At 65.3% G+C, this 25,115-nt stretch carries 22 protein-coding genes and 1 tRNA gene; 9 read left to right on the top strand and 14 right to left on the bottom strand.

The window, feature by feature from the left end; genetic code table 11:
- Nucleotides 1-116 precede the first annotated feature (116 nt).
- Genes AC07X9_RS00885 through AC07X9_RS00865 form a run of 5 tightly spaced genes read right to left on the bottom strand, consistent with a single transcriptional unit; the run spans nt 117 to nt 6,336 of the window.
- On the bottom strand, nt 117-2,834 hold the full coding sequence (locus AC07X9_RS00885; protein ID WP_017181601.1) for a valine--tRNA ligase: 2,718 nt from the start codon (nt 2,832-2,834) through the stop codon (nt 117-119).
- Between the two features lie 45 nt (nt 2,835-2,879).
- Nucleotides 2,880-3,602 (bottom strand): NnrU family protein, encoded by a 723-nt coding sequence (locus tag AC07X9_RS00880; protein ID WP_017181602.1) that lies wholly within the window; start codon nt 3,600-3,602, stop codon nt 2,880-2,882.
- A gap of 44 nt (nt 3,603-3,646) precedes the next feature.
- Complete coding sequence (locus tag AC07X9_RS00875) at nt 3,647-4,162, bottom strand: DUF2497 domain-containing protein (RefSeq protein ID WP_017181603.1); 516 nt, start codon at nt 4,160-4,162, stop codon at nt 3,647-3,649.
- A 37-nt stretch (nt 4,163-4,199) separates the two neighbouring features.
- Entirely contained in the window at nt 4,200-5,693 is a 1,494-nt protein-coding gene (locus AC07X9_RS00870; RefSeq protein WP_026002128.1) for a TolC family outer membrane protein, read from the bottom strand.
- A 10-nt stretch (nt 5,694-5,703) separates the two neighbouring features.
- Entirely contained in the window at nt 5,704-6,336 is a 633-nt protein-coding gene (locus AC07X9_RS00865; RefSeq protein ID WP_017181605.1) for a protein-L-isoaspartate O-methyltransferase family protein, read from the bottom strand.
- 199 nt (nt 6,337-6,535) lie between these two features.
- On the opposite strand from AC07X9_RS00865, the gene AC07X9_RS00860 reads away from it, so the two are divergent.
- A tRNA-Cys gene (locus AC07X9_RS00860) sits at nt 6,536-6,609 on the top strand.
- Nucleotides 6,610-6,773: 164 nt separating this feature from the next.
- Nucleotides 6,774-7,220 carry an Arm DNA-binding domain-containing protein gene (locus AC07X9_RS00855; protein WP_017181606.1) on the top strand — a complete coding sequence of 149 codons (447 nt, stop codon included), beginning with the start codon at nt 6,774-6,776 and terminating at the stop codon, nt 7,218-7,220.
- A 110-nt stretch (nt 7,221-7,330) separates the two neighbouring features.
- On the opposite strand, the gene istB is transcribed toward AC07X9_RS00855, so the two are convergent.
- The 4 genes from istB to AC07X9_RS00835 form a co-directional block, all read right to left on the bottom strand.
- Nucleotides 7,331-8,059 carry an IS21-like element helper ATPase IstB gene (istB, locus tag AC07X9_RS00850; protein ID WP_031304487.1) on the bottom strand — a complete coding sequence of 243 codons (729 nt, stop codon included), beginning with the start codon at nt 8,057-8,059 and terminating at the stop codon, nt 7,331-7,333.
- Entirely contained in the window at nt 8,046-9,560 is a 1,515-nt protein-coding gene (gene istA / locus AC07X9_RS00845) for an IS21 family transposase (protein ID WP_021238707.1), read from the bottom strand. The genes istB and istA overlap by 14 nt, the downstream gene beginning before the upstream one ends.
- 578 nt (nt 9,561-10,138) lie before the next feature.
- Complete coding sequence (locus tag AC07X9_RS00840; RefSeq protein WP_017181802.1) at nt 10,139-10,660, bottom strand: DNA -binding domain-containing protein; 522 nt, start codon at nt 10,658-10,660, stop codon at nt 10,139-10,141.
- Nucleotides 10,635-10,928 carry a transcriptional regulator domain-containing protein gene (locus AC07X9_RS00835; protein WP_037514093.1) on the bottom strand — a complete coding sequence of 98 codons (294 nt, stop codon included), beginning with the start codon at nt 10,926-10,928 and terminating at the stop codon, nt 10,635-10,637. The genes AC07X9_RS00840 and AC07X9_RS00835 overlap by 26 nt, the downstream gene beginning before the upstream one ends.
- A 260-nt stretch (nt 10,929-11,188) precedes the next feature.
- Between AC07X9_RS00835 and AC07X9_RS00830 the strand changes: the two genes are divergently transcribed.
- The 7 genes from AC07X9_RS00830 (at nt 11,189) to AC07X9_RS00800 (ending at nt 16,820) form a co-directional block, all read left to right on the top strand.
- A complete protein-coding gene (locus tag AC07X9_RS00830) occupies nt 11,189-11,950 on the top strand; it encodes a LuxR family transcriptional regulator (RefSeq protein ID WP_017181800.1) in 762 nt (253 codons plus the stop codon).
- Between the two features lie 56 nt (nt 11,951-12,006).
- Nucleotides 12,007-12,621 (top strand): acyl-homoserine-lactone synthase, encoded by a 615-nt coding sequence (locus AC07X9_RS00825; protein WP_017181799.1) that lies wholly within the window; start codon nt 12,007-12,009, stop codon nt 12,619-12,621.
- Nucleotides 12,622-12,634: 13 nt separating this feature from the next.
- Complete coding sequence (locus AC07X9_RS00820) at nt 12,635-13,516, top strand: phytanoyl-CoA dioxygenase family protein (protein WP_017181798.1); 882 nt, start codon at nt 12,635-12,637, stop codon at nt 13,514-13,516.
- A complete protein-coding gene (locus AC07X9_RS00815; RefSeq protein WP_017181797.1) occupies nt 13,513-14,121 on the top strand; it encodes a GntR family transcriptional regulator in 609 nt (202 codons plus the stop codon). The genes AC07X9_RS00820 and AC07X9_RS00815 overlap by 4 nt, the downstream gene beginning before the upstream one ends.
- A gap of 122 nt (nt 14,122-14,243) precedes the next feature.
- Nucleotides 14,244-14,363, top strand: coding sequence for a benenodin family lasso peptide (locus AC07X9_RS00810; RefSeq protein ID WP_017181796.1), 120 nt, complete (start codon nt 14,244-14,246; stop codon nt 14,361-14,363).
- A gap of 49 nt (nt 14,364-14,412) precedes the next feature.
- The gene (locus AC07X9_RS00805) at nt 14,413-15,075 is read left to right on the top strand and encodes a lasso peptide biosynthesis B2 protein (RefSeq protein ID WP_017181795.1); all 663 of its coding nucleotides are present in this window, start codon (nt 14,413-14,415) and stop codon (nt 15,073-15,075) included.
- Complete coding sequence (locus AC07X9_RS00800) at nt 15,075-16,820, top strand: asparagine synthase-related protein (RefSeq protein WP_017181794.1); 1,746 nt, start codon at nt 15,075-15,077, stop codon at nt 16,818-16,820. Before AC07X9_RS00805 ends, AC07X9_RS00800 begins: the two co-directional genes overlap by 1 nt.
- Here AC07X9_RS00800 and AC07X9_RS00795 read toward each other — a convergent pair.
- The 5 genes from AC07X9_RS00795 to AC07X9_RS00775 form a co-directional block, all read right to left on the bottom strand.
- Nucleotides 16,766-18,892, bottom strand: a complete 2,127-nt coding sequence (locus tag AC07X9_RS00795) for an Atxe2 family lasso peptide isopeptidase (protein ID WP_254908023.1) — start codon at nt 18,890-18,892, stop codon at nt 16,766-16,768. The genes AC07X9_RS00800 and AC07X9_RS00795 overlap by 55 nt on opposite strands.
- A gap of 41 nt (nt 18,893-18,933) precedes the next feature.
- The gene (locus tag AC07X9_RS00790; RefSeq protein WP_017181792.1) at nt 18,934-21,495 is read right to left on the bottom strand and encodes a TonB-dependent receptor; all 2,562 of its coding nucleotides are present in this window, start codon (nt 21,493-21,495) and stop codon (nt 18,934-18,936) included.
- 74 nt (nt 21,496-21,569) lie between these two features.
- The gene (locus AC07X9_RS00785; RefSeq protein WP_086485414.1) at nt 21,570-22,583 is read right to left on the bottom strand and encodes a FecR family protein; all 1,014 of its coding nucleotides are present in this window, start codon (nt 22,581-22,583) and stop codon (nt 21,570-21,572) included.
- A complete protein-coding gene (locus tag AC07X9_RS00780) occupies nt 22,576-23,154 on the bottom strand; it encodes an RNA polymerase sigma factor (protein ID WP_037514088.1) in 579 nt (192 codons plus the stop codon). The genes AC07X9_RS00785 and AC07X9_RS00780 overlap by 8 nt, the downstream gene beginning before the upstream one ends.
- A gap of 451 nt (nt 23,155-23,605) precedes the next feature.
- Nucleotides 23,606-25,114, bottom strand: a complete 1,509-nt coding sequence (locus AC07X9_RS00775; protein WP_241763586.1) for an aldehyde dehydrogenase family protein — start codon at nt 25,112-25,114, stop codon at nt 23,606-23,608.
- Between the last annotated feature and the right edge of the window lies 1 nt (nt 25,115).

Raw genomic sequence — 25,115 nt, 5'->3', positions numbered from 1 at the left:
CCTCCACCCCCGTTCGCCCTGAGCCTGTCGAAGGGCCGTCCTTCTTGAAGGAAAGAACAAGGCTTCGACAGGCTCAGCCCGAACGGGTCTATATTCTGCTACGCCAGACTACTCACTTACCCCAGCCGGTCCAGCGCTGCTTTCAACCGTTCGGCCTCGGCGCTCTTTTCGGCATGGTCCTCGCGGGCCTTGGCGACCGCTTCGGGCTTGGCTTTCTCAACGAAACTGGGGTTGGACAGCCGCCCGCCCAGCGCGTCCCGCTCCTTCTCCGCGGCGGCCAGCGCCTTGGCGAGCCGCGCTTTTTCCGCCGCAATGTCGATCACGCCTTCCAGCGGCAGGATGAAGGTCGCCTCATCCACCACGATCTGCGCCGCGCCGCCTGCGGGTGGCTCGCCGAACGTCAGGCTCTCGATCCGCCCCAGCCGCGCCAGCGCCGCGCCCTGCCGGTCGAGGCGACGATGCGTCTCTTCCGATCCGTCGCGCACCACCATGGGCAGCTTCGCGCCGGGCGGCACATTCAGTTCGGTGCGCCCGGTGCGGATCGCGCTGACCAGCCGGATCAGCCAGTCAATCTCCGCCTGCGCCTCCGTATCCACCGCCGCCAGCGCCCTGGGCCATTGCGCGACGATCAGCGCGCTCGCGCGGTCGCCGGTCAGGTGCCATAACTCTTCGGTGATGAATGGCATGAACGGGTGCAGCATCACCAGGATCTGGTCGAACGCCCATCCGGCGACGGCGCGCGTTTCGTCATCCATCGCGCCCTTGGTCAGTTCGATATACCAGTCGCAAAACTGGTCCCAGACGAAATGATAGATGGCGTTGGCCGCCGCATCGAAACGCAGGTCGGCGAGCGCCGTGTCGATCGCCTGCACGGTGGCCACCGTCTCCGCGATGATCCAGCGATTGACCGGCAGGCTGGCGGCGGGCGCATCGATGCTGGTCGACGCCGTGACGCCGTTCGACTGGAGGAAGCGCGCGGCGTTCCACAGCTTGGTCGCGAAGTTGCGATACCCCTCGACCCGCTTCTCGTCCATCTTCACGTCGCGGCCCTGGCTCTCCATCGCGCTCATGAAGAAGCGAAGGGCGTCCGCGCCATATGTATCGATCAGGCCCAGCGGATCGACGACATTGCCCTTGGACTTGGACATTTTCTGCCCGTCCGCCGCACGAACGAGGCCGTGGAGATAGAGTTTGCGCCATGGCACGTCCCCCATGAATTCCATCCCCTGCATCGCCATCCGCGCGTCCCAGAAGAACAGGATGTCGAAGCCGGAAATCAGCAGATCATTGGGGTAGTGACGGGACACTAGTGAGTTGCTCCCCTTTTCCTGTGCGCCATCCGGCCAGCCCAGCGTCCCGAACGGCCACAATGCCGAGGAGAACCAGGTGTCGAGGACGTCGGAATCGCGGGTCAGCTTCCTGTTGCCAGCCATAGCCTGCGCTTCGGCTTCGGTCTCTGCCACATAGGATGCGCCATCCTCGTCGAACCACGCCGGAATCTGATGGCCCCACCACAACTGCCGAGAGACACACCAGGGCTGGATATTCTCCATCCAGTTGAAGAAGGTCTTTTCCCACGTCTTGGGGACGATCTCGATCCGCCCGTCGCGCACCGCCTGCATCGGCGCGACGGCCAGCTTGGCGGCGTCGACATACCATTGGTCGGTCAGCCAGGGTTCGATCACCACGCCGGAGCGGTCGCCAAACGGCGTCTGGATGACGCGCGGCTCAAAGTCCGCGACGACCTCCTCGCCTTCCTTGTTCTTGGTGACATGCGGCATCAGGAAGCCCAGCGCCTTCATCTCCGCGACCACAGCCTCACGCGCGCCGTCCACGCCATCGCGCTTGAAGCGGTGCAGGCCCAGATAGGCGTCGGGCACCCGACCGTCCGTCGTCTGCACGACATTGGCGTCCGCATCGAACATGTTGAGCATCGCGCCAGCGGCGATGCCCGCGCGCTTGCCGACCTCGAAATCGTTGAAATCATGCCCCGGCGTGATCTTGACCGCGCCCGATCCCAGTTCGGGGTCCGCATAATCATCGCCAACGATCCGCAATCGCCGTCCAGTGATCGGCTGCAATATCTCCTTGCCGATCACGCTGCGATAGCGCGCATCGTCGGGATGGACCGCGACCGCCATGTCCGCCAGCATCGTTTCGGGCCGCGTCGTCGCGACCACGATATGATCGCTCCCGTCCGCCAGTGTCACGCCGTCGGCCAGCGGATATTTGAAGCGCCAGAAGCCGCCCTGCGTCTCCTTCGTCTCCACCTCCAGATCGGAAATGGCCGAACGGAAATGCGGGTCCCAGTTGACCAGCCTTTTGTCGCGATAGAGCAGGCCGCGCTGGTGCAGTTCCACGAACACCTTTACCACGGCCTTGCTGAAATGCGGGTCCATGGTGAATTGTTCGCGGCTCCAGTCCATCGAACAGCCCAGCCGCCGCAGCTGGCCAGTGATCGTGCCGCCGCTTTCCTGCTTCCATTCCCACACTTTGGCGATGAATTCGTCGCGCGTGTAATCGGTGCGCTTCTCGCCGCGGGCATTCATCTGCCGCTCGACCACCATCTGGGTCGCGATGCCCGCATGGTCGGTGCCGACCACCCACAGCGCATCCTTGCCGCGCAGCCGCTCGTAACGGATCATGATGTCCTGCAACGTATTGTCGAGCGCATGGCCGATATGCAGGCTGCCGGTCACGTTTGGCGGCGGATTGACGATCGTATAGGGCTGCGCGTCCGGCCGTTCGGGGCGGAACAGGCCGTTCGTCTCCCAATGCTTGTACCAGCGGGCTTCGATATCGGCGGGGTCGAATGTCTTGGGCAGATCGGTCATGGAAGCGCCCTTAATGGCCCTTCCCGTTCCATTCCAGCCGAAAGATCAGCCCAGCCAGCGCCAAATGCCCGCAGGCCAGCCGGTCAGCGGTATATGCGCCCAGGTCGCAACCAGCCAAAGGACCGTTCCCCCTGCCAGCGCATGCAGACCGAAACGCCCGAAACGCGCCCGTCCGGCCAGGATGGCGGCGAACGGCCAATAGCTGGTCCGCGATTCCCACAGCGGCCACGAATCAGGGGTCAATGCCGCTTTCTTGCTGTCCTGCAGAGCAGCGCCCACCAGCGACAGGATGATGATCGCCACGGACAGGATGATGTTGGCGATGACGGGATAGACCAGAATATGCGCCACGCCCCACAGCGCGATGGCCCACATCATGGGGTGGCGGGTGATGGCAAACACGCCCTTGGCTTCGGCGGGCACCATGGCGCTGCCATCAGGCGCGGGCAAGGCGGGGTTGCCGACCAGCGACCCCAGCAGCAGGATCGACGCGATCAGCATGATGACCGTCACCAGCGCCCACAGGTCGTCCCCCACCGGCCACAGCATGGGCGTGACCGGCGCGGCGCGATAGGCCAGGATCATCCAGATCATCGTCACCGCCGCTACCAGCGAATAGAGGCCCAGAAAGCCTTTTTCCCCCAGACGCGACACCAGCGGCGCGCGCAATGGATGCGACATCAGGAAATGCGTTCCGACAAACGCCGTCGCCGCGATCAACAGCATCATATCGCCATGCCCCCAGCCATGCCAAGCCAGGGGCAGCATATCATGATTGGAACAATCGCGTCAGTCGTCGAACAAAGGAAAAATCAGCGCGCGGTGATGCGGGCGATTTCCTTGGCCACCATATCCTCGACCAAGGCCGGCAGGCGGGCGTCCAGCCATTCCTTCAGCATCGGCTTCAGCATCGACCGGACCAGCCCGTCGAGCGTATTGTCGGCACCCTCGGGCGCGGCGATCAGCATGGAGGACAAGGCGGACAGCGAATGGCGCGCGGCGACTTCGCTTTCGACCGACAGGATCGACTCATCCGCCGGGGCTGCGGGCTTGGCCGCGGGCGTCGCCTTCGCGGCAGCTTTGGGAGCGGGCATCACATCCTCCACCACGACCTCATCGGTCAGTTCCAGCACCTCGTCGACCATCGGCGCGAAGGATACGGGGGCCGGTTCGTCAGGCGTGCCAGTCTCGATCACGGGCTTGGGCGCGGCGTCAGCCCGCCCGCGACGCGGCGCCGCCTGTACCGCCTCCTCGCCTTCCTCGGCGATGATCCGCTTGATGGACGAGAGTATCTCTTCCATCGACGGTTCCTTTGTCATGTCGCCCATGCCGTCCCCTGACTATCGGCCCCGCAATCACAGCCCCTTATGGCTGTTGTGCCGTTTCGGGACTCACATTGGCGTTTTGTGGCAGCGTGTCAACGGTGCGCGTGGCGACCGGCATGGGCGCTGCACCATAGTCCCAGTCGAACCATTTGCCCTTCACCCGGTCATAATTGACCATCGGATCATAGAGCGTGCCGCTGGCCAGCCCCAGATCGTCCGCTTCGGCATGGCCCATCGCGGCGAGCAGGCTGAAGCCGGCGACATAGGCGTTGCGCCGCGCCGACACCAGCTGGACGCGGGCGTTGAGCGCTTCCTGCTCGGCATTGAGAATGTCGAGGATGGTGCGGCTGCCGACCGAATTTTCGGCCCGCACGCCTTCCAGCGACAGCGATGCCGCCTCGACCGCCTTCTGGTTCGAATCGATCGTCTGGAGCGACGCCTGCCAGCTGGCATAGGCGGCCCGCGTCTGCGCGATCACGCCGCGCTCGATCTCGATCTCCTGTTCGATCGCCTGCGATTCGAGCGCCTGGGTCTGGCGCACCTGCGCGGCCGGACGACCGCCCTGATATAGCGGGATGGTCAGCTGCACGCCCGCGACGGCCTGCTTGTTGATCTGCGGCCCTTCGACCGCATTGCCATTGGCGTCGAGCGCGGTGCTGTCGAGCGAATGGAGATAATTGGTGTAGCCCGCCTGGGTGAAAGCCGACACGCGCGGCAGCACGCCGCCTTTCGCCGCCTTCGCGTCATAGTGGCGCGCCTCGCGCTGCTTCTGCGCCGCCAATATGTCCGCATTGTCGCGCAGGGCCACCTGCACGGCGGTTTCCGGGTTGGCGGGCAGACCCGGCAATTGCGGCGGCGGCTCCAGATTGTCGGGCGCCTCGCCGACCAGCGCAATGTAATTTTCCCGGCTGGTGATCAGGTTGGCCTGGGCGATCTGGAGGTCGGACCGGGCCAGCGCCAGCCGCGATTCGGACTGGGCAACGTCGGTGCGGGTCAGGTCGCCCACCTCGAACCGGTCGTTCGTCGCCTGCAGGTTGACGTCCAGCACCTTCACATTGGCCTGGTTGAGCGCCACGATGGCGCTGTCGCGGATCACGTCCATATAGGCCGCGACCGTCTGCGAAAACACGCTTGCTTCGGTGCCGCGCAGGTTCGCCTGACCGGCGGCGACGCGGGTCTTGGCGGCCTTCACGCCATTGCGAACGGTCCCGCCGGAATAGATCGGCACATTCAATTGCGCCTGTGCATTCACGGTGCGCTGTGGCGCGGTGAAGCTGATCGTGGGCTTCAGGATGCTTTCGCTATAGCTGCCGCTCACGTCGGCCGCGGGACGCCCGTTCGCCTTCTGGAGCGGCACATTTTCGTCCGTTGCGCGCTGCCCTGCGCGCGCGCCGGTCAGCGTCGGGTTGGACGCATAGGCCTTCGCCAGCGCCCCCTGCAACGTTTCGGCCATGGCCGGACCGGCCAGGCAAGAGGATAGCAACAGCAAGGCTGTAGCGGTGGTCCGCCGGAAATTAGGTCGCTTTGCTGTCATGATCCCCGTCTCAAAAAACGAATCGCTCCGGCGCGGCAAAGCCCGGCAGCACCACCATCTCAATATCCGCAACGCTGGACAGGCCCAGCACGCCCGCGACAACCCGGCCACTCGCCAGCCGGGTGACGCCGCGTTCGACCACGCCCGTGACGACCCGCGCCCCATCGCAAAGCTGCCCAACGAGCACGGCGGGCACTTCCGCCACCGCGCCGTCGATAAACAGCAGATCATAAGGCGCACCAGCGGGCGATCCGGCATTGAGCGGACCACGCACCACGCTCACGCCGGCAATGTCCGGCCCGCCCTCTTCCTCGATCGCCGTCACCTGTGCGCCCATTGCGGCCAGCAAGGCGGCGCTGTAGCCGGTCGCCGCGCCGATCAGCAGCACCTTGTCGCCGGGCGCAACCTTCGCCTCGGTCAGCAGGCGCCCCGTCACCAGCGGCGGGTTCAGCGCACGGCCGCCGCTCAGCGGGATCGGGCGATCGACATAGGTCATGGCCCGGCGCTCGACGGGGACATAATCCTCACGCGGCACGCTCGCCATCGCGGCGATCACGCGCGGATCGTCCACGTCGCTGGTACGCAACTGGCTTTCGACCATGGCGGTCCGCATCGAAGAAAAATTCTGCTCGGTCACGATCATTCTCGCTTGGTCGATTGGACTTGGCACAACTGTATTGGTAATGCAATACAGCAAGGGGATCAACGGACCTCTAAATCAGCGCGCAGGCCACGCCAAGCGGCTTTGCACGGCAAAGGACCAGAATCTTGCGCCCACTGCCCGATCCGCCGCTTGACTTTGCAACCAAAGCCGCACATTTGCGGCGTCCACCGCGACGGATGGCCCGATGGCGGAGTGGTTACGCAGAGGACTGCAAATCCTTGCACGCCGGTTCGATTCCGGCTCGGGCCTCCAAAATCCTGTCTGGCGACGTCTGCCAACAGTTGAAAAATCCCTGATTTCCGGTAGTTTATGGGCATTCTCTGATTGTCAGTGGATGCCCTTGTTTGCCTGCAATTGCGGATGATAGGGGCCTAATTTGGGGGCCTCAAAAGGCCCCAGCAGAATCGAGGCCCCCAATGGTGCTAACCGATACCGCTATCCGCAATGCTAAGCCCGCAGATAAGCCTTACAAGGTTACTGACTCCCAAGGTTTGTATCTGCTCGTCAATCCAAGAGGCAGCAAGCTGTGGCGAATCAAATACCGGATCGACGGCGTAGAGCGAAAACTGTCACTCGGGGCGTATCCCGAGATTACCTTGGCCGAGGCGCGCGCTGCCAGGGATGCCGCCCGTAGGCAGCTGGCTCATGCGATCGATCCCAACGTAGCCAAACGACAAGCCCGCATTGAGGCGAGCATTCGGGCCAGCAACAGCTTCGCTAGCGTGGCCGAGGAATTGATAGAGAAGAAAGCGCGTGAGGGGTTAGCTGAGCCGACGCTGGAGAAGATGCGCTGGTTGTCAAACGGCGTTCAAAAGGGACCCCCGATCGGCGTCGAAGAGGGACCCCCTTTTCAGATAATATGATGCTGGTTTGTTGAAGATGGCCTTGCGCTGCGTGCGGCGGAGGGCGGGCGTAGCCCGACCGGAGGCGCGCGCAGCGCAAGATAGATTTTTGAAGGCGCCGAAGGTGGCTGTCAGCTGCGGTTTTTGAAGCGCCAGCTGTCGTTGCCCGTCTCGACGATATCGCAGTGGTGGGTGACGCGGTCGAGCAGCGCCGTGGTCATCTTGGGATCGCCGAACACGGTCGGCCATTCGCCGAAGGCGAGGTTCGTGGTGATGATGACGCTGGTCCGCTCATAAAGCTTGCTGATGAGGTGGAACAGCAACTGCCCTCCCGAGCGGGCGAACGGCAGATAACCGAGCTCGTCGAGAACGATCAGGTCGAGCCGCGACAGCTGCGCCGCCAGGGTCCCGCCTTTGCCGATCCGGGTCTCCTCTTCGAGGCGTGTCACCAGATCGACGGTGTTGAAGTAGCGGGCGCGAGCGCCCCTTCGCACGACATTGGCGGTGATCGCGATGGCGAGGTGGGTCTTGCCTGTCCCCGTGCCGCCGACCAGCACGATATTGCGGCGAGGCGGGAGGAAGGAGCCATCGTGAAGGGAGCGGATCATCTCCTCATTGATCGGTGTGCCCTCGAAGCTGAACCGCTCCAGGTCCTTCACCACGGGCAGCCTCGCAGCCGTCATCCGATAGCGGATGGAGGCTGCATCCCGGTGGGTCGCCTCAGCACGGAGCAGGTCGGTCAGTATCTCCATGGTGGTGCGCTTGCGCTGGAGGCCGGTGGTGACCGCCTCGTCGAACGCCGCCGCCATGCCCTTGAGTCCGAGGCCGCGCATCGTGTCGATCATATCATGCCGCTGCATCATAGCCTCGCAGCAGATCATAGCGGGCACAGTCGGCGAGCGGAGGATGCTGCAGCATCCGGTCTTCCGAAGTGACGATGCTGTGGGGTGTCGCCGGCTCGCGGCGCCGGGAGAGGATGTTGAGGATCAGCTCGTCGCTGGCCGTTCCGTTCGCCAACGCTTCGCGCACGGCAGCCTCTACCGGCTCCAGGCCATCGGTGAGCACCGCCGAGAGGACCCGCACGAACCTGCGATCGGCCTCGTCCCCGGTGCCGAGCCTTCGCCGTAATCGGTGCAGGGCGGGCGGCAGATCCCAGTCCTGGAACGGTGCGCCGTTACGCAGCGCGCCGGGCTTGTGCGCGAGGACCGGCAGATAATGCCAGGGATCGTATATCGTGCGGTTCCGACCGAAGTGGCGCTCATGCTCCCCGACGATCGCATCGCCGCAGCGTATGACGATGCGATCGGCATAGGAGCGCACCTGAACGGTCCGGCGTGCGGCCGTCGACATGACCGAGTAGCGGTTGCGATCGAAGCTGATGAGGCAGGTGCCGGTGACGGCATGCTCGCTCTCATGGAAGCCGTCGAACGGTGCCAGGATCGGCTGCAGGGCCGGTCGCTCCATATCCAGCGCCTCGGCGACGGTAATATCCCCGCGTTCGGGATGGGCATGATGCTCGGCCCAGCGCCGGCACTCGGCCTCCAGCCACCCGTTGAGCTCGGCCAGGCTGGCGAACCGGAGCCGCGGCTGGAAGAAGCGGCCTCGGATTGTCTGGACCTGCTGCTCGACCTGGCCCTTCTCCCATCCCGCCGCCGGCGAGCAGGCGGTCGGCTCGACCATGTAATGATCGGTCATGATCAGGAAGCGGCGGTTGAACACACGCTCCTTGCCGGTGAACACGGCCGTCACCGCCGTCTTCATATTATCGTAGATACCGCGTCGCGGCACACCGCCGAAGAACGCGAACGCCCGGGCATGGGCATCGAACAGCATCTCCTGGCCCTCGCGCGGATAGGCCCGGACATAGGGTGCGCGCGAGTCGCAGAGACGCATATGCGCCACCTTCACCCGCATCGGCTTGCCGGCGATCTCCACATCCTCGTGGCTCCAGTCGAACTGGTAGGCCTCACCCGGCTGGAAGGTCATCGGGATGAACGCCGGTGCGCCTTCGCCAGCATCCTTCCGCCGCGCAGCACGCCAGCGCGCCGCATAGCGGCGCACCGCATCATAGGATCCATCGAACCCCTCGCGCACCAGCAGGTCATGGATACGCGTCATCCGTAGCCGATCGCGGCGGCCGCGACCTTCGTTCTCCTCAAGCAGCGCATCGAGACGATCCTGATAAGGACCGATCCGCGGCAGCGGCTGGACTTTGCGCTGATAGTTGAACGCCGCCTCCGGCGACCGGATCGCTTTGCGGACGACCTTCCGCGACAAACGAAGGTCACGAGCGATCGCCTTGATCGCCTTACCCGCTGCATGCTCACGCCGAATCCGAACCACTGTCTCCACGATCAACATCCCGTTCTCGCCAACTGATCAAAACCAGTCGGCCGACTAAATCCCCGGGATGAAGGGGTCCTTTTTGCACGCCGATCACCCCACGAAGGGGGTGCCTATTGCACGCTGATCCTCACTCGAATGATGCCTCGCTAGTCTTCCATGGCTTGGTAAACGTCCGCTTATCGACAGCTGGCCCTCCTCCGTGGCTCCTCAATCAGCTTTCTCGGGGTCGCGGACGGCAGGTTCAGCCGAAACCTGACCTTCACAGCCGTGCTCGCGAATGACGGCTTCGTCCCACAAGCCGATCAGAACCCGCAATGGTCAAAGGTAGCCATTTGGGCCTTGACCATACCACTCCCGCGCCACCGGGAGAGGCCACCAACAGCGCCGCCGCGCAAGCGGCGACCGCAAGGGTCAGCGGACGCTGACCCGCGCCAGCCGATCGTTACCGCCAGGCCGAGACCCGGCACCGGGGCTCGGCGGCGAGAAGCCAGGCTTCGAGCCGTAGAGCGCGGTCGCGCCGCTTCACCGGCGCGAGGCGCCAGCCCTATCGTCACACTGTTAGCATCGCCGCTGTCACGCGGTGAATCGGCAAATCACCCCCTCCGCCCCATCAATTGCCGCCAGCCGCCACGCGCCATGCAGCCAGCCTCGCGGACCAGACGCCTGACCCGCGACCGCAGCGAATCGGACGATCCCGTCCAGTCCTTCGCCACGCGCGCGTCCCCGAACAGGGCGGCACCGATATCGCGCTGGCTGGCCCCCTGCCCGAGCGCATCATGGACGCGGAGCATATCGACTAATCGCGCGATCTGTGGATCGGGGGGAAAAAGCGAGCGCGAGAATTGCCGCCTGCGACACAGGTCGAGAAACCGGCGCAGCGGCAATACGCGTTGCTGCGAAGACAGGATCCCCTGCAAGCGGAAATGCAGCAGGACGGCTTGCTGTCCTGTCAGCCGCCCTTCCTCGATATCGATACGGATATGATGCCAACCGTCGGACAGGACGGCATGTTCGCGTCCCTCCCTGCCGATTGCAACGGCGAGCCAGGGGGCGATGCGGTCGAGATCCAGGCTATCGGGATCGGCCGGATCAGCGGGGATTGCGGCGACGGCCATCGTCCCCGGATCGAAATCGGCATGCCAGATGATCCGGGCCTCGGGCGCTGCGCGGCTCGGATGCTCGGCGAAAGTGCAGCCCCCAAAGGAGCGGCTCGGGATCGATGCCGCGCGTGGCCGTACTGGCCCGCACATGCCAGGCGATATAATCGGGATCGCGGCGCAGCCATTCCCACATGAGGCCGGCCCGGTCGATCCCGCGCAGTCGCGCATAGCCCGCGGCATCCCGCCAATCGAGCGAAGGGCGTTCGCCGGTCGGCAAATTCACTGGTCGGCTCTGCCGCCGCCGAGCAAGCGGCGACCAGACCATGCCCGCTCGCCATGGCAGCGGCGTGCGCGCGACAGGGCCAGCGCCGGTCTTTTTCCATAAAAGCCGTTATGATATGACAATTTTGTTACTGGAGTCGTCGGGCGCTGACATGAGACACCATCGCCTGGCCCGATATGTCGGGAAAGGGCGGACGCCGGGCGTGCGGTGACTTGAGACACCGCCGGTGATCGCGACATCGTCTTATGAGACTGTCCAATATGGCGACGCAGTTCAGACGCGTCGTGGACGCCGTGGCGAACGGTGATGATTTCGCCGCGGCCATGAAGGGGCTGACGGATCAGCTCGGCTTCCAATATTTTGCGCTGACGCATCATGTCGATCTCGCCAAGGCCAGTGGCGGCGCGATCCACCTGCATAATTATCCGACGCAATGGGCCGATTATTATCATCGCCATGCCTTGGGCGTGACCGATCCGGTCCACCGCGCAAGCCAGGTGGCGCGCGTCGGCTTTCCCTGGTCTCACATGGCGGAGATGATCCCGCTGTCCGGCCGCGATCGCCGCATATTGGCATTGGGTCGCGCACAGGGCATCGGCGATGGTTTCACGGTGCCGGCGGTCCATGTGCCCGGCGAAGCGCGCGGCTCCTGCTCGTTCGCGAATGAAGCTGGAAGGCAGCTGCCGCATGACATGCTGCCGCTGGCAGAGGTTGCGGGCCTGTTCGCATTCGAGGGTGCCAGGCGGCTCTGGTCGATCGGCAGCCTGCGGCAGGCTCCACCGCACCCGATGCTCACCGACCGGCAGCGGGACTGCGTGCTTTGGGTCGCGCGCGGCAAGAGCGACTGGGAGATCAGCCTGATCCTGAAGGTGGGCGAAGAGACGGTGGCCCGCCATATCAAGCAGGCGTGCGAGCGCTATGGCGTGAACAAGCGGACATATCTGGTGATCCTGACGCTCTTCGACGGAACACTGACCTTCTCGGATATTTTCCGCCGCCGATATTACCCTTTTCCGGAATAGCGGCCTGACCCGTCGCGAGGCGACCCTGGACCGATCACGGCCAGGGAGTCCTTATCATGCTGCATATCCGTCAATCCGCTGCGCGACCGGCCTCGGACGCCGTCCTGCGTTCGATGTTCGCCGCCCGCAAATCCGTCTTCGTCGACCTGCTCAAATGGGACGTGCCGGTGCTCGCCGACCGCTATGAGATCGATCAATATGACGACGTCCATGCGACCTATCTGATCCTGGCCGACCCCAACGGAACCCATCTGGGATCGGCCCGACTCCTGCCCACGACGCGCCCCCATATATTGGGTGATTTCTATCCCGACCTCTGTGAGCACGCACCGCCGCAGGCACCGGACATCCATGAGATCACCCGCTTCTGCCTGGATCGCCGCCTGCGGGCGGCGGAGCGGCGGCAGGTCCGCGATACGCTGGTGACCGCCCTCGTCGATCATGCCCTGGCACATGGCATCACGGCCTATAGCGCCATTGCCGAGATCGGCTGGTTGCAACAGATCCTTGCCTTTGGCTGGCGCTGCACGCCGCTCGGCCTGCCGCGCATGATCAACGGGACCATGCTCGGCGCGTTGCGCATCGACATTGCGTCGGACACAAAGGCGTTGCTTGCCGAGCGCGGCATTGTTGCGTCGCCGTTGCGTATCCACCAGCGCGTCGCAGCCTGAGGGAGACGCCGCCATGACCGTCTCCATCACTCTCTCCCAAGCGATCGCGCGCCACGCGACCGAACTTAAGACGCACGGCTATTGCCTCGTCCCGGATGCCCTGCCGGCTGCGGCCATCGCGGCGCTCGACGACGATCTGGCCGGGGATTTCGCCCGCACCCCTTTTGGCCAAGGCCATTTCTATGGCGAAACCACGAAGCGCTTCGGTCGGCTCCTGATCAGGTCAGACCATGCCAAGGCGCTGGTCCAGCATGCACTGATACTCGGCATTGTCGAAACGATCCTGGCGCCCTGGTGCGACTGCATCCAGCTGAACACGACCCAGGCGATCGCCATCCATCCCGGTGCTCCAGCTCAGTTGCCCCACCGGGATCAAGATATGTGGCGCGGACCGGTCGGCGAGGTCGAATATCTCGTCAATGTGATGTGGCCGCTGACGCCGTTCACGCCGGACAATGGCGCGACCCTAATATGGCCGCGCAGTCATGGTGCCAGTGCGCTGGACGCCGAACCGCCAGAGGCACCGTTGCCTGCCGAAATGGCGCCAGGCGCGGCGCTTCTCCTGCTGGGCTCCACCCTGCACGGCGCGGGCGCAAATATCACCGGCGCGGTCCGGCGCGGCCTTGTCGTGGGCTATGCGCTCGGCTGGCTCAAGCCTTATGAAAATCCCTGGCTGGCTTATCCCCCGGCGATCGCCCGGACCTTTCCGCCCGCATTGGCAGGGCTGGTCGGCTATCGCCAGCACCGGCCCAATCTCGGCAATTATGAGGGCCAATGTCCCTCCGTTCTTCTGGGCGACCATGGCGGCGCGCCGCTGGGCGCGATCGATGCACTGCGTCCAGACCAGCAGGCGGTGGTCGATGCCCATGCGCATGATCAACAGGCGGCATCATGAATGCGGGCCCGACCGTCGAACGGGTCCATGACGCGCTGCGCCAGCGCATCATGCGCCGCGACTATCGGCCCGGCGACCGTTTGGACCCGGCGGTCCTCGCCGCGCCGCTGTCGTCGAGCGTGACGCCGGTCCGCGACGCGCTCCATCTGCTGACCGGGGAAGGCTTGGTCGAAACGCGCACGAGCGGCGGCTTTTATATTCCCGCCCTGGACGAACCGGCCCTGAAGGATCGCTACGACTGGTCGGCCCAATTGCTGGTGCTTGCGATCCGCGCATGGCCGGGCGTGAGGACCGCGATCATGCCGACCGCCATGGAGGAACTGCCATCGATCGCCGATCGCACCGGCGCGATCTTCCTGGCGATCGCCAGCCGGTCGGCCAATGGCGAGCATGGTCGCGCCATCGACCGGCTCAATGCGCGCCTCCATGCTGTCCGCTCGGTCGAGATGCACATACTCGAGGATATCGAGGCGGAACTCGCGGCGATTGTGTCCGCCACCGGCCTTGGCGAGCGCGACCGGCTGCGACGCCTGATCTTGGTCTATCATCGCCGTCGGCGTCGGGCCGCCGCCGCCATCGTCCGGGCGGTCTATCGGGCCGAATGACCCCGTCGTCCAACCTGCCAGCCAAACAATATCGATATAGAATCGGTATAAAATTCGGATAGCGAAACGGGCTTCCTACACTGCCGGGGCTGCATGTCGCAGCATGACAGAAGGAGTCCATCATGGAACGCGAAGACACTCTGATCGACCTCGGGACCGCAAGCATCGAGACCAAGGGACCGGGCGGCATCGCCGGCGATGTCGGCCTGAACCAGGAACTCACCGGCCTGTCGGACGATTGATGCGGTGGCGCGCGGCTTCGGCCGCGCGCCATTGTGTCGGGCATCTCCCATGGCTGGCTATAGGCTCCGCACCGGCTTGAGCTTCTGCCGGATCGACAATCGAACGCTGTTTCTCGACCTCCCGGCGGACCGCTATTTCGGCCTGGGCGGGCCGTTCGACACAGCGTTCCAGGCGCTGCTCGACACGGGCGCTGCCGATCCCGCGCTGGCGACACTGGTCGAGAGGGGCCTGATCATACCCTGTCCAGAAGGCGGGCTTCCGGGCCCGTGCCCTACCACATCCCCAGGGCCAATCCTGCCACCGCCATCAGAGCCCCCCGCCCGCCCCTCGCTACTGGCCATAGCCATGGCGCTGGTCGCTCGGGTGCATTGGACCTTGCGCGTACGCTATTGCCCACTCGCCGCCAACATCGACCGGCTTGCCCGGCGCAAGGACGCCCCTGCCTTGAGGCCGCGACCGACATCGGCGGCGATCGCACGGCTGGCCGAGGCGCACCGCCGCGCAGGGCTGATCCTGTCCGCGCGCGACCAGTGTCTCCCCACATCCATGGCGCTGATGGCCACCCTGACCGCGCGAGGCGCCAACCCCACCCTGGTGCTGGGCGTCAAGCTCGATCCGTTTCAGGCGCATTGCTGGGTCGAATTGGCAGGCACCGTCCTCAACGACGCGCCCGACCATGTGCGGCCCTTCACCCCGATCAGGCGGGTGTGATGGAAGCCTATCTCATCCTTGCCAGCAGCATGGCGGACCCGGCATCGATCCCGGCCTGGATCAGGGCGGCGATCGCCGACCGGCCAGACCTTGAAATCGTGATCGACGAAGCCGGGCTGCTGGTCGCGACGACGCCGGGCCTCACGCGGGCCAAAATGGCGTGCGAGGGCGAATGGGTGCTGGGGGATATCTTCCAGCGGGGGACCAGCGACCGCGCGCATTTCAAAAGCGGCACGACGACATCGGCGTCCATGCGCCCGCAGGAACTCATGCGGCGCTATTGGGGCCATTATGTCGCAATCCTGCGCGACGGTCCCGCCACCCTGGAGATCGCGCGCGCGCCATTCGGCCGCCTGCCCTGCCTCTACACGCAACGCGATGGCCTGATCCTGATCGCGTCCGACCTCGCGCTTCTCACCTTGGCGGGGTGGATTCCGACCGGCCTCGACTGGAGCGCGATCGCCCATCGGCTGGCGTTCCAGAATATCGCCTCGCCGACGACCTGCCTGTCGGGCGTGACGGACCTGCGGGGCGGCGCCTGCCTGCGGATCGGCGATGGCGCCCTCACGGTGACACAGGCCTGGACGCCGTGGGACCATGGTGGCCGCCGCCATTGGACCGATGATCGCGACGAGGCGGCCGATGCCCTCCGCCGGGCGGTCACGGCGGCCGTCCGCGCGAGCCGTGGCGATGCCGAGCGCGCGCTCCTCATGCTTTCGGGCGGTCTCGATTCTTCGATACTGGCCGCGACGCTCGCCAGCCAGGGCGGCGCCTTCGCATGCTTCAACCTGTCCAGTCAGGGCGGGGTCGGCGACGAACGATCCTATGCCCGCGCGGTGGCGAGCCATCTCGGCGCCTCGATCCTCGAAGCGGAATGGGACGTCGGGCTGGTCGATTTCAGCCGCTCGCATGCGGTGGGATTGCCCAACCCCGTGGGCCGCAGCTTCATGCAGGGCACCAATGCGCTCCTGGCGCAAGCGATTGCGACATCCGGCGCCGATCTGTCGATCGATGGCGGCGCGGGCGACAACGTCTTCTGTGCATTGCAGTCGGTCGCCCCGGTAACCGATGCGCTAGTGCGCGGCGGGCGGCTGCACGAGGCCTGGACGGTAGCGCTCTCGATCGCCTCGCTCGCGCAGGTCGGTGCGGCGACGGTTTTTACACAAGCGATCAAACGGGCCTTCCGATGCTCGCCCGCCTATCGCTGGCATGGCGAAACCCAATATCTGGCGTCGGCGATGGTCAGCGACCAGGCGATCATCGCCGGGCATCCCTGGTTGCAGGCGCCAAAGGGGGCTGAGACCGGGACGGCCGCGCACATCGCGCTGATCGTCGCCGCCCAGACATGGGCCGAAGCCAGCGACCTGCACAGTCCGGTGCGCCATGCCTCGCCACTGGCCACGCAACCGGTCGTGGAGGCGTGCCTGCGCGTCCCGAGCTGGTGGTGGTTCGAGAACGGGCGCAATCGCGTGATCGCCCGCAAGGCCTATGCCGCTCGATTGCCAGCCGATATCATCGAACGCCGATCGAAAGGCTCCCCCGACGGCTATATCGCCGCCTTGTACACCGCCAATCGAACCACCATCCGCGCGATGCTGCTCGACGGCCGATTGCGCGCGGCGGGCATGCTCGACGTGCCCGCGCTCGAACGCGCGCTCGGCGAACCCGGCCCGCTGCGGGGCACCGCTTATCACCGGCTCATGCGCCTTGCCGATGTCGAGGCCTGGATCGCGGGCCGGTCCTGACCGCCGCCAGCCCTCCCCTGCTCTTGGCGGAGCCTTTGCCACCGCGCATATTGCGCCGCCTTGCGCGGGTCCGAGTCGACCGTGTCGCGCAGCCAATAGTCGAACCAGTCGAGATTGCGTTCATAGATGGCGAGCCGATGGGCGGGCTGCCATTTATTATGATATTCGTCCGGAAACACATAGAGGTCGACCGGCTTGCCCTGCTCGCGCAGCGCGGCATAGACGTCGATCGCGGTGAGATATTCCCGGTCCGCCAGTTGCATGAGCAAGGGCGTGTCGATCGACGCCGCATTCTGGATCAGCGACCCGGGCGCCCAGAAGCGACGGTCGTCGGCGGTCGCCGCAGGCCACCCCTGCCCGCGCATGCTCCGGGCAAAGGCAGGGCCGAATGTCGCATTGACCATCCAGGGCTCAAGGCAGCAGGTGCTGACAGCTGCCGCAGCGAAGCGACGGCTGTTGATCAGCGCGAAGCCGACCGTACTGGACCCGTCGCTCAATCCGGTAATGCCGATGCGCGCCGGATCGGCGACGCCCATGTCGATGACGCGCTGCACCCCGACCATCACGGCCGAGTGCAGGCTGCGCCGCTCGGCCCAATTCGCTGTATTGGCGGCGTTCAGCCGGTCCGGGTCGGTGGCGTTCGCATCGGCCTCGGCGACGAAAGGCGGACGATGCAGGCTAAGCACGGCAAAGCCACGCGCGGCAAAGACATGGATCGGATATTCATTGCCCGTCGCCCCGCGCAGGAAGCCACTGCTCCAATAGGTCGTGACGATGAGCGGATGGCGCATACCCGGCCTGTGGCCAGGCGGCAGGACCAGGTCGCCGCGCACCGCGAGCCCGCGATCGTTCCGCCAGCGGAGCCGCTGGACCTTGCCGAAACGGATCGCGCCAAAATCCGGATTGGGCACATAGAGCGTCTCGGACTTGCCCGTCCGTGGATCGATCCGCACGATGTGGCGTGGCACGGTCGCGCTCTCCGCCAGGCAGACGAGTTGCGCCTGCGCCAGGACGCAGCCATCAAGCACCCCGCTCGTGCGCAGGATCGCACGCGGCTGGCCCGCCCCGGGCTGCCAGCGATACAGGACAAGATCGCCCAGGTCCCAGCCTTCGCGCCGCAGGAACAAGAGCGGACCGCCTTGCGGCATCCACCACAGGCCGGTCAATTTGCCGCGGCAGGCCGCGACGGTGCAGGCGACAGGATCACCCGACGCCAGGCTTGCCTGTAGCCGAAGGGGGCTGAGGATATTCTCGCTACTATGCGCTGTCCAGGCGCGGCGGCCATCGCCTGACTCGGCGGCAGGCAGCGGCGCGGGCGTGTTCAGCCGGTCGGGCGGCAGCTCCACAGAGTCATCGCCACGGACCGGGCGCACGGCGAGGCTCGCGATATCGACCGCATAGTGGGACAGGGGCGTCGTGGCGACCGGCAACGGGACCGGGCTCATGGCCGGCACGAAGCGGTCATCATAGGGATAGCCCGTGAGCGCCGCATTGGCATCTGCGGCCCGCTCGGCTAGCTGTCCGGTCCGGGCCGCGTACAGGAGCGTTTTGCCGTCGGCCCGCCAGACGAACTGCTCGATATCGACGGGAGACTGGGTGAGCGGATGCGCCATGCCGCCCTCCGCACGGGCGGCCCAGAGCTGCGTCACGCCCTGGTCCCGCCGCAGATAGGCGATTGAGCGGCCATCGGGGGACCAGGACGGCGTTATCACCGCAGGATAGCCGATGGGCGTGATCAGTCCCCGCACATTGCCAGACGCCAGGATCATTTCGCCGCCCTGGTCGATAAGGCGCGGTCGGGCGCCGACGACGAGGTCCATCACTGCGAGCCCGACGCAGATGCTGTTCGAGGCCGGATCGGGCCGGCTGATGTTGAAGGCGATACGGGTCTGGTCGGGGGCGACGGCTAGCGGGCTGGGTCCGCCGAGCAGCGCGCCGTCGGGTCGACCGATGTCGCGCAGGCGCGCAAGATCGAGAGACGTGATCGATCGCTTCGGCCCCGTCGGCTGTGCCGCACCCGGCAACAGGTCGGCGCAGCGCGCCCACCCCGGTGACGAAAGCGCGAGCATCATCACGCACGCGCCGAAAAGGCCCGTCTTCCCAAGCGCCACCCTTACCATCTCTTGACGAGCTCGAACGCCACGAAGCGCCCCACCGGGGAATAGTTGGTCGAGTCATAGGGTGTGTCATAATAGAGGCTGGTCGCGATCACTGCGGGCGCGACGTTGAACAGATTCTGGATCGAGAGACCCACTTCGACGCCGCCCAGCGGCCCATGGCCGCCTTCGATCCGGTAGCGTGCGCTGACATCGGCTATGGTCATCCCGCGGACCCGCCCGGCAGAGGCCGTGCGCTGATCATCGACCCCGCCAATATGGCTGAGCGTGACCGCCAGGCCCAGGCCGCCCTTGTCCCAGCTGGCCGTCCCGCGCCCGCGCCAGTGCGGCGGATTGAACAGGGTGCCGGCCAGTTGCTGGACCGGCTGGCCCGCCGATATCTGCTGCTCGCTGTCCAGATAGGTCGCGCTGGCCGACAGGTTTAATCGCCCATCTGCGAGCGCTGTCTGATAGCGCGCCTGCACGTCGATCCCGCTGATACTCTGGCGGCCGGCATTGACGTTGCTATTGTCGATGATCGCCACGACCCTTGAAGGATCATAGGCCGACGACGTGGCATTGAGAAACTGGTCGGCGCCCGCGACCAGAGCGGCCAGCTGCGCGGCGGTCGGCGACAGCGTGACCTGTCCGCTATTGGACGGATTGCTGAGCGCTTGCGAGGCGATGGGGATCGGCGTCACGATCCGGTTGACATAGCGCGTCGAAAAATAGCTGACTTCGAGCGACGCGCCGGGCCATGCGGGCGGATGCAGCGCCAGCGTGCCGGACCAGCTGCGCGCCCGCTCCGGCTTGAGGTCGCTGTTGCCGCCGGTGAGATAGAGCGCCGTCGATACCGCCGGATAGCCGGTCCCGCCAAAGGTGGTGACGGGATAGAGCAGCGCCTGCTGGATAGAATAGAGCTGGATGAAGCTCGGCGCGCGGAACGACTTCCCCCAGCTGGCCTTGAGATCGAGGACATCATTGGGCGCATAGATGACGCCCAGCTTGGGCGTGACGATATCGCCGATCTGGCGGTAGCGCTCATAGCGCAGCGCCGCGCTCAGGTTCAGCCGGTGCACCAGCAGCTGGCCCATGTCCGGACCGACGAGCGGCAGATTGAGTTCGCCAAAGGCGTAGCGACTGTCCTGCGACGGTCGGGCATTGTTGATATTGCCCACGCCCCGGAAAATCTCGAAATCATTGGCGCGGATGCCCGCCCCGACCGCGAGTTTCGCAGGGCCCCCCGGCAGCGCGAACAAGGGGCCATCGGCAGCGACTTCACCCGTGACGGTCTGGTTGTTGTAGCGGCCGGAGGCGGTGCTGGCGAACTGGTTGTTGCGGAAGGTGTCGCCCTGAAAATAGGTGAGTCCCTTGCCGAACGTCCCTGACAGGCTGAGCTGCCAGGGGCCAAGCGCCAGGCGCGCGGCGCTGGCGAGGGCGAGCATATTGGAGTCGAAAGTCTGCCGCGTGCGACTGAGGGTCAGGTCCCCGGCCGCGTTGAGCGGATAGGTGAAGGCCCCCTCACGATCATTATAGAGCGCATCCGCCTCGATCGTCAGAATGTCCGTGATATCCTGGTGGACGCTGGCGACGATCGCGTGCCGCTGGCTGGCCGGCAGGATGGTCACGTTGGGCCGCACCTGCGCATAATCGCGTTGATTGGTCAGCAGCGCGGTGTTGCGATTATATTCATAGGCCACGAACCCGCCGCCGCCCTGCCAACGCCTGCCGGCAAGAATGGAGTAGCGCTGCTCGACATCGCCGCCGTCGGTCGCGCCAGCAAGCCGCGCCCGGGTTTCGACGCCATCATAATCGCGCTTGAGCATGACGTTGACGACGCCACCGACCGCGTCGGATCCATAGATGGCCGAGGCGCCGTCGGCGACGATCTCGATCCGATCGACCGCCGCCAGCGGGATGGCGGAAATATCGACGCCCTGTCGCGCCGAATCATAGGGCACGCGCCGACCATTCAAGATGGTAAGCGTCGCATCGCTGCCCAAGCCGCGCAGATTGACGGTCGATCCACCACCGACATTGCCGCCCGTGCTGGAGGGGACATTGAAACCGACGCCCGGATTTTGTCCGCCGCCAAAGCTCTGCGGCAGGCTGCGCGCCACCTCGCCCAGATCCGCCAGGCCGCTGTCCCGGATCGTCTTTTCGCTCAGGATCGTCACGGGCGAGGCGCCCGGCGCCCCGCGAATCCGACTGCCCGTGACAATGATCCCCGGACCATCGCTTGCCGCTCGCCTGTTGTCACGCCCGCCGTCGGCGCGAACGACATAGCCGCCATCGACCCGGTCGAACGTCAGCCCTGCCCCCTGGAGCAGCCGGCGCAGCGTGTCCTCAACCGTGAAGCGACCCTGGACCGCTGGCGCGGGGCTATCACCAATCACATCCGCGTCGGCGAGAATGGTGTGGCGAGACTGCAGCGCCAGCGCCTTCAGCGCACTGCCCAGCGGTTGCGCTGGCAGGTCGATTGCCATCTTTTCGGTCGGCGCACTCGCCATCGCCGTGCCCGTCATCACGGCGACCGTAGCGATCGCTGAAAAAAGCCGTATGTCCCCAAATATCGTCATTATCGTCTGTCTCCCCCCAGGCCGCTAAAGGGCGGGTTGTGCGGGAGACGACCGCAGCGAAATGCACCCGACAGTTATTTTCGGGCGGCAGGTGATTTTTTGCGTGAGGGCTGCAGAATGAGACGATCGGGATGCGAGGCATCGACGACAAGGCCGAACATGGTCGCGATCGCCTGTGCGAACTGCTGGGGATCCCGCGCGCGGAAGGCGCCGGTCACGGAGAGACGGGCGAGACCCGGATCGCCCAGTTGCACCTGCCTGTGATTATAGCGGTTGATGGCGGCGACCGCGCTGCCGAGCGGCGTCTTGTCGAGCGCGACCATGCCCGACACCCAGCGGGCTTCGGCCAAGGAGCGCGCGCGCGGCACGGCGTCCGCGCCCATGCTGCTCGCTTTGCCGGCTACCAGTGATTGCGTCGCAACGCCGCCGTCCCTGCCCTCCTTCTGCAATGCGATGTCGCCCTCGATCGCCGCCACGGTCGGCTCCGCACCGACCACGCTGACATCGAACACGGTCTGGTGCGCCACGATCTCGCCGCCCGAAACGGCGACGGTGAACGACCGGCGATCTTGCGCCACGCTGAAACGGGCTCGGCCCTCCGCCAGTTCGAGCCGACGGCGATCCGGCGTGAAATGGACACGAACAAGGGTGGAGGTATCTAGCGTCAGGGTCGAGCCATCCGCTAACCGAACGGTGCGAATCTCGCCGACCGCGGTCCGATAGGTAGCCGCGTCGGCCGCTGAGACGAGGTCGAAGGGGCCGGCATGCCGGACCATGGTGAGCGTCCCCACCCCCAGGATCGCGGCAACACCCAAGCTCACGGCCCCCACATGCGTACTGTGGCGCATCAGAAACGGCGCGCGAACGAGCTTGCGGCTTCGCCCCACCTTGCTATCGGCTAGCAGTTCGCTATCGCGCCAGGCGCGCGCTGCCTCGTCATAAGCTGCCCGATGCCGGGGATCGGCGTCCAGCCAGGCAAGGAAGGCCTTTTCGCCATCCGGATCGGTGCCCGCCTGCCGACGGGCCAGCCATGCCCCAGCCGCATCGTGCACGCTGCGCGGGATCGAGGGCCGCTCCGCGTCAGTCATGATCGCGCAAGTGCCTGCCCAGTTGCTTGATCGCGCGACTCATCTGCTTTTCGACGCCCCTTATGCTCAGCCCGGTCTGCTCGGCAATTTCAGCATAACTATAGCCGTCGAGACGGCATGCGAGAAAAATCTGCCGGGTCAGCGGCTTGAGCCGTAGCACCGCCGCCTCGATCCGCGCCAGCCGATCGCGCGCTTCGAGCGCCGCGATCGGATCGGCATCGGCCACCGGCGCCTCCTCGATCGACATGTGAAGGTGCAGGCTGGTCCGCTCGGCGGCCCGCGCATCGTCTCGGACAAGGTTGCGGGCGGCCTGGCGGAGATAGGCGCCAGGCGACGCGATCGCGGCGGATTGATCGTCGGTCTTCCCCGCCATGCGCGCAAAGACCTGCTGGACGATGTCCTCGGCCCGGTCATCGGCAGTCCGGCGCGCCAGAAATCGCAGCAGGGCCGGACGCTCGGCCCGATACAGCGCGCCCAGCAGGTATCGCGGGCTTTCGACCCGATCATGATCAGGCGGCAGCGGGTCTCGTTCGTCCAATGGCAAGCGCGCGGCGCCTAGCGCGGTCGACATCTCGGCCCACAACCTGCACCACTATGCGCTGCATTCTCCATCGGCATGGCCTCCGTGCAAAGGGCGAGGCGGTGCCGGCAAGAGCCGGGTGTAGAGAACATGCTTGAGACATGCGCCGACGCCTTTGGCCGCAAGCGGCTTGGACATGCGCGTCGGCCACCCGGCCGCGTCGATGGCGGGTCCATTTTCCCCAAGCGAGGTTCTCAAGCCTCGGCGCCGCCTTCGCGACGCGGAACAAGACTAACATCATGATTCGGAGAAGCAATACCGATGGGACGATTTGCAAAGCGCGCGTGTATTGACAGCGGGAGATCGACCACGATCCCGCCTGTAATAATTTCCCTGTTTCCCAGACAGCGCCAGACGTTCTTTGCCCTCATGGGTCGTCTACGACGATCACGCTTAAAACGATCATCCTCGTCCCGCCACAACCATCATTCGCGGCGCGGCTTCAATCTGCCAAAAGTGCTGTCACGGTCTTTGTCTCCGTGTAATGGAGGACACCTTCTTCGCCAACCTCCCGGCCCCAGCCTGATTCCTTGACCCCGCCAAAGGGGGCGGAGGGATCGTTCATCCCGTGCGTATTGATCCAGACCGTGCCGGCCTGAAGCCGTCTTGCGGTCAGATGAGCGCGGGACAGGTCGCGGGTCCAGATATTGGCAGCCAGGCCGTAGCGGGTGTCATTGGCTTGCCTGACCACGTCATCGATATCGTCAAAGGGGGTCGCAACCAGTACCGGGCCAAAAATCTCCTCCCGCACGATGCTGGCATCAGCATCGGGATTGGCGAAGATCGTCGGCTCGACGAAATAGCCGTCCCGGTCCCCGGTCCCGCCACCTGTGACAAGGTCCGCGCCGGTCGCCTTGCCTTGCGCGATAAAGTCCAGCACGCGCCCCTGCTGCACCTTCGATACCAGCGGTCCGAGCATCGTGTCAGGATCGCGCCCATGGCCAAGTTTGAAGCTCTTAGCGACCTGCGCGATACCGTCGATCACCTTGTCGAACACCGACCGTTCGACATAGAGGCGCGAGGCGGCCAAGCAAACCTGGCCCGAATTGAAGAAAATGGCGAGCGCCGCGCCGATCGCCGCCTTGTCGAGATCAGCATCGGCGAAGATGAGCGAGGGCGACTTGCCGCCCAGTTCCAGCGTGACGCGCTTGAGGTCTTTCGCACAGGTCTGGACGATCCGCTTGCCGACGCGGGTCGATCCGGTAAAGGCGATCTTGTCGATGCCGGGATGCTCAACCAGCGCCTGCCCAGCTTCATGCCCATAGCCGGTGACGATGTTCAGCACACCGTCAGGCAGCCCCGCCTCCAGCGCCAGTTCCGCGAGGCGCAGCGCGGTCAGTGGGGTGACTTCGGACGGCTTCAGCACAATGGTGCAGCCCGCCGCCAGCGCCGACGCGATCTTCCAGGCCGCCATCGCCAGCGGATAATTCCACGGCACGATTTGGCCGACAACACCGATCGGCTCGCGCACCGAGTAACTGTGATATTGGCGGCCATCGCCGGAAATGGGGTTCACCTGCCCATAAATCTTAGATGCCCAGCCCGCCATGTAGCGAAAAATATCGACGGCGGCGGGCACGTCCACCGCCAGCGCATGATGCACCGCCTTGCCATTGTCATAGCTTTCGAGCAGCGCCAGTTCCTGCGAATGATCCTCGATCTTGCGCGCGATCGCCTCGATGATCCGGCCGCGATCGAGCGGGCGCATCCGGCTCCAGGCGGCTGATTCGAACGCGGTCCGCGCTGCCCTGACGGCGCGATCGACATCGGCGGCCGTTCCTGCGGGAACAGCGGCGAACACCTTGCCGGTAGCCGGGTCTTCCACATCGATGACGCGGCCGTCCGCGGCCGCTTCCCATGATTGGCCGATCAACATTTTTTGCTGTGGAAGGCGGACCTTGAAACCGGCGTCACCATGTAATCCAGCGGCGATCAAAACGGGTGCAGTCATG

The organism is Sphingobium sp. GW456-12-10-14-TSB1, from assembly GCF_059424385.1.
The sequence above is the reverse complement of the archived record's forward strand: the minus strand, read 5'-3'. Positions and strand labels throughout refer to the sequence as shown.

Excerpts from the sequence above, each read along its gene's own strand:
- AC07X9_RS00885 (WP_017181601.1), bottom strand. The coding sequence starts at position 2,834 with ATGACCGATCTGCCCAAGACATTCGACCCCGCCGATATCGAAGCCCGC.
- AC07X9_RS00880 (WP_017181602.1), bottom strand. The coding sequence starts at position 3,602 with ATGCTGCCCCTGGCTTGGCATGGCTGGGGGCATGGCGATATGATGCTG.
- AC07X9_RS00875 (WP_017181603.1), bottom strand. The coding sequence starts at position 4,162 with ATGGGCGACATGACAAAGGAACCGTCGATGGAAGAGATACTCTCGTCC.
- AC07X9_RS00870 (WP_026002128.1), bottom strand. The coding sequence starts at position 5,693 with ATGACAGCAAAGCGACCTAATTTCCGGCGGACCACCGCTACAGCCTTG.
- AC07X9_RS00865 (WP_017181605.1), bottom strand. The coding sequence starts at position 6,336 with ATGATCGTGACCGAGCAGAATTTTTCTTCGATGCGGACCGCCATGGTC.
- AC07X9_RS00855 (WP_017181606.1), top strand. The coding sequence starts at position 6,774 with ATGGTGCTAACCGATACCGCTATCCGCAATGCTAAGCCCGCAGATAAG.
- istB (WP_031304487.1), bottom strand. The coding sequence starts at position 8,059 with ATGCAGCGGCATGATATGATCGACACGATGCGCGGCCTCGGACTCAAG.
- istA (WP_021238707.1), bottom strand. The coding sequence starts at position 9,560 with ATGTTGATCGTGGAGACAGTGGTTCGGATTCGGCGTGAGCATGCAGCG.
- AC07X9_RS00840 (WP_017181802.1), bottom strand. The coding sequence starts at position 10,660 with ATGGCCGTCGCCGCAATCCCCGCTGATCCGGCCGATCCCGATAGCCTG.
- AC07X9_RS00830 (WP_017181800.1), top strand. The coding sequence starts at position 11,189 with ATGGCGACGCAGTTCAGACGCGTCGTGGACGCCGTGGCGAACGGTGAT.
- AC07X9_RS00825 (WP_017181799.1), top strand. The coding sequence starts at position 12,007 with ATGCTGCATATCCGTCAATCCGCTGCGCGACCGGCCTCGGACGCCGTC.
- AC07X9_RS00820 (WP_017181798.1), top strand. The coding sequence starts at position 12,635 with ATGACCGTCTCCATCACTCTCTCCCAAGCGATCGCGCGCCACGCGACC.
- AC07X9_RS00815 (WP_017181797.1), top strand. The coding sequence starts at position 13,513 with ATGAATGCGGGCCCGACCGTCGAACGGGTCCATGACGCGCTGCGCCAG.
- AC07X9_RS00810 (WP_017181796.1), top strand. The coding sequence starts at position 14,244 with ATGGAACGCGAAGACACTCTGATCGACCTCGGGACCGCAAGCATCGAG.
- AC07X9_RS00805 (WP_017181795.1), top strand. The coding sequence starts at position 14,413 with ATGGCTGGCTATAGGCTCCGCACCGGCTTGAGCTTCTGCCGGATCGAC.
- AC07X9_RS00800 (WP_017181794.1), top strand. The coding sequence starts at position 15,075 with ATGGAAGCCTATCTCATCCTTGCCAGCAGCATGGCGGACCCGGCATCG.
- AC07X9_RS00795 (WP_254908023.1), bottom strand. The coding sequence starts at position 18,892 with ATGATGCTCGCGCTTTCGTCACCGGGGTGGGCGCGCTGCGCCGACCTG.
- AC07X9_RS00790 (WP_017181792.1), bottom strand. The coding sequence starts at position 21,495 with ATGACGATATTTGGGGACATACGGCTTTTTTCAGCGATCGCTACGGTC.
- AC07X9_RS00785 (WP_086485414.1), bottom strand. The coding sequence starts at position 22,583 with ATGACTGACGCGGAGCGGCCCTCGATCCCGCGCAGCGTGCACGATGCG.
- AC07X9_RS00780 (WP_037514088.1), bottom strand. The coding sequence starts at position 23,154 with ATGTCGACCGCGCTAGGCGCCGCGCGCTTGCCATTGGACGAACGAGAC.
- AC07X9_RS00775 (WP_241763586.1), bottom strand. The coding sequence starts at position 25,114 with ATGACTGCACCCGTTTTGATCGCCGCTGGATTACATGGTGACGCCGGT.